Below are 6,767 nucleotides of genomic sequence, written 5' to 3' on the forward strand. Positions count from 1 at the left end.
CATCGCGAGCATGCTCGCTCCTACAGAAGGGCGTTCCAGGCGGACCGCAGCCGTGCCAACGCTGTCTCTATGTCTGCCTCCGGCACAGCCGCAAATCCCAGCACCAGCCCCGCACGCTCATCCATGGGCCGGGTCGAATCCGGCAGCCAGTAACCGCTCAATCCATTGATCTCGACCCCCACCGCCTCGGCCTGCGCGATCAGTTCCCGTTCGCGGGCGATGCTCGCCACTGGTACCGTCAAATGCAGCCCCGCCGCCACACTCGGCAGGTTGCCCACCCCGGTAATATCGTTTGGCCAACCGGCCAGCAGTGCATTGCGGCGACTCAGGGCCGCCCGACGCATGCGGCGAATATGCCGCTGGAAATGCCCGGCCGCGATGAATTCGGCCATCACCGCCTGGGTGCTCACTTCGGAGTGCCGCACATCCACCGCCCGCCTTCGAGAGAACGCATCCACCAGGCCCGGTGGCAGGACCAAATAGCCCAATCGCAACGCCGGGAAAGCCACCTTGCCGAACGTGCCGACGTACAAAACCCGTCCCTGTCGATCCAAAGCGGCCAGCGGCGCCAGAGGTGCACCGCTGTAGCGATACTCGCCGTCGTAATCATCCTCGACGATCCAACCCTGGGTCCGCTCGGCCCACGCCAACAGCTCAAGACGTCGGGCCAGACTCATGATCACACCGGTCGGGTACTGATGGGACGGCGTGACATACGCCAGACGACAGTCATTCAGTCCATCCAGCTCGGCACAATTGATACCCTCGCTGTCCACCGATACACCATGCAATCGGCCTCCCGCCACAGCGAACGCATGCCCCGCCGCGCGATAACCCGGGTTCTCGATCGCCACTCCATCCCCAGGCTCCACCAGCAGCTGTGCACAAAGGCTGATCCCCTGTTGCGCACCACTGGTGATCACAATTTGTTCAGCCGTGCACTGCATGCCCCGCGAACTGCGCAAATACGCAGCAATCAACCCGCGCAAGCGCGCATCCCCTGCCGGGTCGCCATAGCACAGCTGCTGCAGATCCGGCTTACGCCAGAAAGCCGCATTCAGCTTGGCCCAAACCTCGAAAGGAAACAGATCGAATGCCGGAACACCCACCCGAAACGCCCGTGGCGGACCACTCGGCGGCAGCGCCAAATGGTTCTTTTCCACCCTGCAGAACGCCGCACTGTGGATAACTTTACTGGATGGAACCACAGGCAAATCGAGCCAATTTGTGGATAAGGCTGTGGGTAAGCCTGTTGACAACCCTGTGGATACTTTTGTGGATAGTTTTTTCACGGGCAGTGCCGTTTCAGGCAATTGCGCGACATAAGTCCCGTCACCCACCCGCCCCTCGATGAACCCTTCGGCATAAAGCTGATCGTAGGCCCGCACCACACTGTTACGGGAAATCGCCAATGCCGCCGCCAGATCCCGGCTGGCAGGCAACCGCGTGCCACTGGCCAGCCGTCCATCGAGCACCCGCAGTCGCAAGGCCTGATAGAGCTGACGACTCAGGCCCTGACGGCGATCAAGTTCGATGCCGGCGGGGTTAAACGACAGTGACGGGGCAGGCGGCATGTTATTGGACCTATGAAATTGGTCATTAATGGCTCTTACAACAGACCAATAGCCTGCCTAGGATGCAGGCATTCGCCAAGGAAAATCGCCATGTACACGCCACGCCATTTTGCCATCGACGACCTCCACGAAATGCACCAGCAGATACTCGGCACCCGTCTGGCCATGATTGTGACCCACGGCGAGCAAGGCCTGCAGGCCAGTCATCTGCCACTGTTGCTGCGCCCGGAGGAAGGCGTCAACGGCACTCTCTACGGCCACTTCGCCCGCGCCAATCCACAGTGGAAAGCGCTGCAGAACGGTGCCGAAGCGCTGGTGATCTTCGCGGGCGCCGATGCCTACGTAAGCCCCGGTTTTTATCCGGGCAAAGCCGAACACGGCAAAGTGGTGCCCACCTGGAATTACGTCGCTGTGCACGCTTACGGCACCGCCGAGGTGTTCACCGATGCCGAGCGCCTGCTCGATGTGGTCAGCGGCTTGACCGATCGCCACGAAACCGGCCGCGCCCAGCCGTGGAAGGTCGCCGACGCCCCCGCCGACTACATCGAAGGCATGCTCAAGGCCATCGTCGGTTTCGCTCTGCCGATCCAGCGTCTGGAGGGCAAAAGCAAACTCAGCCAGAACCGCAGCACCGCAGACATCGCCGGCGTGCGCGAAGGGCTTGCCGCCAGCCCCGATGTGCAAGACCGAGCCCTCGCCCACTTGATGCGTTAAGGAAAAAACATGAGTCAGATCGACATCCGCCAGGTCACCGCCGACGACCACGCCGCCTGGCTGCCGTTGTGGCAAGCCTACCTGAGCTTCTACAAGACCCAATTGCCCGAAGCCGTGACCCAAAGCTCCTGGCAGCGCATGCTCGACCCGAATGAGCCGACTCACGCCGCGCTGGCCTGGGCCGACGGCAAAGCGGTGGGCATGGTGCATTTCATCTACCATCGTTCCAACTGGGCGATCGAAAATTCCTGCTACCTGCAAGACTTGATCGTGGCTCCGGAAACACGCGGTACCGGCGTCGGTCGCAAACTGATCGAGTTCGTCTACGCCACGGCCAAGGCCGACGGCTGCAACAAAGTCCACTGGCTGACCCACGAAACCAATGCCACCGCGATCCAGCTCTATGAGCGCATCGCCGAACGCCCTGGTTACATCCAGTTTCGCAAGGCCATCTAAGGTTCAAGGAGAACACCATGCCGACTTCACTCGCCGACTGGAAAGGCGTCCCGCCGCCCTCGGTGCAAACCCTCGAAGGGCGTTTCATCCGCCTGGAAAAACTCGACCCGGCGCGCCACGGCGACGACTTGTTCAATGCCCTGCAAGGCCCCGGTGCCGACCCGAAACTCTGGGATTACCTGCCCTACGGCCCGTTTCATGAGCGCAGCGTCTTCAACGATTGGCTCAACAACCACGCCGCCAACAGCGACCCGTATTTCTTCAGTGTCATCGACCGCGCCACGGGTGAGGTGCAAGGCATCCTCAGCCTGATGTCCATCGTCCCGGCCCAGGGCCGCATCGAGATCGGCCACGTCACCTTCGGCGCCCCGATGCAACGCTCACCAAAAAGCACCGAAGCGGTTTACTTGCTGGCCAGGGAATCCTTCCACCTCGGCTACCGCCGCCTGGAATGGAAATGCAACAACGGCAACGCCCGTTCCAAGTACGCGGCCGAACGTCTGGGTTTCAGTTTTGAGGGGGTGTTCCGCCAGCACATGGTGGTCAAGGGCCAGAACCGCGATACCGCGTGGTACTCGATGATCGACGCGGAGTGGCCGGCGATTGGCGCGGCGTTCGAGAAGTGGTTGAGCGATGAAAACCAGACGGGGTCGGGGCAACTGAAAACGCTTGCCGAGTGCCGCCACTGAAAAAACCACAATCCCCAGCCCACCCTCAACCTGTGGCGAGGGAGCTTGCTCCCGTTGGGTCGCGCAGCGGCCCCAAAAATCCGACTGCTACGCAGTCGAGCGGGAGCAAGTCTCTCGCCACCCAGTTATCGCAATGACCGATGGCGCGGACGCCATCGCGAGCGACGTTGAAGTCGACATCATTCTGTAAAAACACTCCGCTATACAGGACGCCCCGCTTATAACGAAAAAGGACGTTCGCAATGCCCTTCTCTCCTCAGCGCCTGGCCTTTGTCATTGCCTTGTCGACCAGCGCCGGCGCCAACGCCGCGCCCTACAAAACCGTGCAGATCGATACCGCCACGACCACCGCGCAGACCCTGGGCGGTGCGGACACGTTGACGATCTCGGCGCCGGGGAGCATTACCAATGCCGGCAAGACGGTCAGCCTGAAGGACGGCACTGCCGGTGCGGGAGTGGTGATTGATAACGCGGGAAAGATCATTTCCACCGGTGGCCGAGCGATCGACAGCAGCGGTGATCTGACCCAGGCGCGCAATTACAGTATTTACAACCGTGCGGGCGGGCAGATTCTGGGGTTCAACGATGCGTTGCGCATCGACAGCAATTTCGTGAGCGGCCATTTGTTGATCGATAACAGCGGCATCATTCGCTCCACCACCGGCCAGGGTCTGGACCTGGATGCGCTGCGCAGTGCCGGGGCCTCGACCACCCTCATCAATCGCGCGGGCGGGTTGATTCGTGGTGATGCCAGTGACGGCATGAAGACCGGCGCCAACGCGACCATCACCAACTATGGCGAGATCTCCACGGGCGATTCGCACAACGCCGACGAGAAATTCGATGGCGTCGATATCGATTCGGCCACCGGCGTGACGCTGACCAACTACGGCACCATTTCCGGCGGGCGTCACGGCATCACCACCGATCTGGGCGCGACGCTGACCAACTACGGGCAAATCACCGGGCGCAATGGCTCCGGGTTCGGCTCCGATGGCGACGGTACCGTGATCAACCACGGCGTCATCACCGGCGCCTATTCCGGGTTGCAGCCCAATGGTGACGGCGATGGCGTGGACATCGACAACCTCGCCCATATCGAAAACTACGGCACCATCCAGGGCGTCGGCGCCGGCGGTGTGGATAAAAACGGTTTTGCCAATGGCAGCGAAGGCATCGCGCTGGGCGGTGGCTATGTGCTCAACGCCAGGGATGCGCTGATCAGCGGCGCCAACAGCGCGATCCTGGTGGACGATGGCAGCGGCGGTGCCGGTGTGGCAGCAACCACGCTGGAGAACTTCGGCACAATCCAGGGCCTCGATGGCTTCGGCGTGAAATTCGTCGGCGAGTTTGCCGACAGCGTGATCAACGGCGGCACCATCAGTGGCAGCAATGGCCTGGCGCTGGACCTGGGTGGCGGCGACGACAACCTGACCCTGCGCAATGGCAGCCGCTTCCTCGGCACCGTCGACGGCGGCAGCGGTTACGATCGCGTGGTGATGGACGACGCGGCGGGCGGCAGCTTCGGCAACAGTCAGAACTTTGAATGGCTGGAGGTCAAGCAAGGCGCCTGGACCCTCACCGGCAATGGCGATTTCAGCGACGGCGGCGCTGTGCGCAACGGTGCGACGCTGATCAATCACGGCAGCATTGCCGGCGATATGACGGTGGATGCCGGCGGCGTGTACGCCGGGGGCGGTTCGGTGGGCAACCTCAACATCAATGGCACCCTGCGCACCGACACTCAACTGGGCACGGCGACCATCGTCCACGACCTGAACATGGGCAGCGCATCGACCCTGGCCTACGGCGTGAATGCCGACGGCAGCAGCGCCACGGTGCAAGTCGGCGGCACGGCCAACCTCAATGGCGCGACCCTGGCGGTCAATCCCGGCAACGGCACTTACCCATGGCAAAGCCATTACACGGTGCTGCAAGCAGCGCGGGTCAACGGCACCTTCGGCACGGTCACCAGTGATTACGCGTTCCTCACGCCAACCCTGGCGTACACGCCGACCCAGGTCGACCTGACCTACACCCGCAACGACGTCGCCTTCAACGAATTCGCGGTCACCGGCAACGGCAGCAACACCGCCAACAGCCTGGCTTCCCTGGGCAAAAACAACGCGCTGTACAACGCCTTGCTGAACACCACCAACACCACCGCCGGCGCGGCGATCGAGCAACTGAGCGGCGCCAGCAACGCCAACCTGACCAGCGCGACCCTCGGTGCGAGCAGTCAAGTTGGCTCCAGCATGCTCTCGGCCATGCAGCAAATGGGCGGCGCCCCGGGGTTGATGGTCGGCCTCGAGCAGCGCGACACGCCGATCCTGGCCGCCAACGGTGTACCGACCGAAGCGCGCAACCTCAATGATCCGAACGCCCGTGGTCGTCTGTGGCTGCAGGCCATCGGCGGCTACGGCAAGCTCGACGGCGAACACGGCAGCAGCGGCCTGGAGCAGCGCACCAAAGGCAGCGTGCTCGGTGCCGACTGGTCGTTGAACCCGCAGTGGCGCGTGGGTGTGCTGGGCGGCTATTCGAAGACCGATCTGGACGCCACCGGTGTCGATGGCCATGTCGAGAGCTGGCACGCCGGCGTTTACGCGCAGCACCAGAACGGCCCGCTGGCCCTGCGCCTCGGGGCGGCGTACAGCGGTCACCAAGGCGAGAGCAAACGCACCATTGCCTTCAATGGTTTCAGTGACCGACCGAAAGGCGATTACGACGCCGACAGCCAGCAGGCGTTCGCCGAACTGGGTTACGCCATGGGCAGCGGCCGGCTCAGCGCCGAACCGTTCGCCAACCTCGGCTACCAGCGCTACCACCGCGACAGCTACCAGGAAAAAGGCGGCGCCGCAGCGCTGCAAGTCGACGGCCAAACCCAGGACAATTTCAGCACCACCTTCGGCCTGCGCCTGGCGCACCTGAGCAGCCTGGACAACGGCATGAGCCTGACCCCGCGCATGACCGCCGGCTGGAAACACACCTACGGCGATGTCAGCAACTCCACTCGCCAGGCATTCGTGGCGGGCGGCACGGCGTTCAGTGTCGACGGTACGTCGTTGGATCGCGACAGCCTGGTGCTGGAGGCCGGGTTGGATCTGGGTATCAGCGCCCGTCATTCGTTGGGCATCGGCTACAGCGGCGAGCTTGGCAACAACAGCCGCAACCATGGGTTGATCGGGCAGTGGCAGATGGCTTTCTGACCCACACTCACCGTACTTAATGCTGGATGCAGTACCTGTGGGAGCGGGCTTGCTCGCGAAGGCGTTGGATCAGTCACCACTATCATCGACTGACACAACGCCTTCGCGAGCAAGCCCGCTCCCACAGG

At 62.7% G+C, this 6,767-nt stretch carries 5 protein-coding genes; 4 read left to right on the forward strand and 1 reads right to left on the reverse strand.

The window, feature by feature from the left end:
• Positions 1 to 20 precede the first annotated feature (20 nt).
• Positions 21 to 1,574: a PLP-dependent aminotransferase family protein gene (locus tag B0W55_RS17155; RefSeq protein WP_077047116.1), complete on the reverse strand. Its 1,554-nt coding sequence runs from the start codon at positions 1,572 to 1,574 to the stop codon at positions 21 to 23.
• Positions 1,575 to 1,664: 90 nt separating this feature from the next.
• Between B0W55_RS17155 and B0W55_RS17160 the strand changes: the two genes are divergently transcribed.
• The 4 genes from B0W55_RS17160 to B0W55_RS17175 all read left to right on the forward strand — a co-directional run bounded on the left by B0W55_RS17160 (position 1,665) and on the right by B0W55_RS17175 (position 6,639).
• Positions 1,665 to 2,288 (forward strand): FMN-binding negative transcriptional regulator, encoded by a 624-nt coding sequence (locus B0W55_RS17160; protein WP_077047117.1) that lies wholly within the window; start codon positions 1,665 to 1,667, stop codon positions 2,286 to 2,288.
• A gap of 9 nt (positions 2,289 to 2,297) precedes the next feature.
• On the forward strand, positions 2,298 to 2,744 hold the full coding sequence (locus B0W55_RS17165) for a GNAT family N-acetyltransferase (RefSeq protein ID WP_077047118.1): 447 nt from the start codon (positions 2,298 to 2,300) through the stop codon (positions 2,742 to 2,744).
• Between the two features lie 17 nt (positions 2,745 to 2,761).
• Positions 2,762 to 3,433 carry a GNAT family N-acetyltransferase gene (locus B0W55_RS17170; protein WP_077047119.1) on the forward strand — a complete coding sequence of 224 codons (672 nt, stop codon included), beginning with the start codon at positions 2,762 to 2,764 and terminating at the stop codon, positions 3,431 to 3,433.
• A gap of 242 nt (positions 3,434 to 3,675) precedes the next feature.
• Positions 3,676 to 6,639 carry an autotransporter domain-containing protein gene (locus tag B0W55_RS17175; RefSeq protein WP_077047120.1) on the forward strand — a complete coding sequence of 988 codons (2,964 nt, stop codon included), beginning with the start codon at positions 3,676 to 3,678 and terminating at the stop codon, positions 6,637 to 6,639.
• The last annotated feature ends 128 nt before the right edge of the window (positions 6,640 to 6,767 follow it).

The organism is Pseudomonas sp. KK4 (assembly GCF_001984065.1).
Lineage (GTDB): Bacteria > Pseudomonadota > Gammaproteobacteria > Pseudomonadales > Pseudomonadaceae > Aquipseudomonas.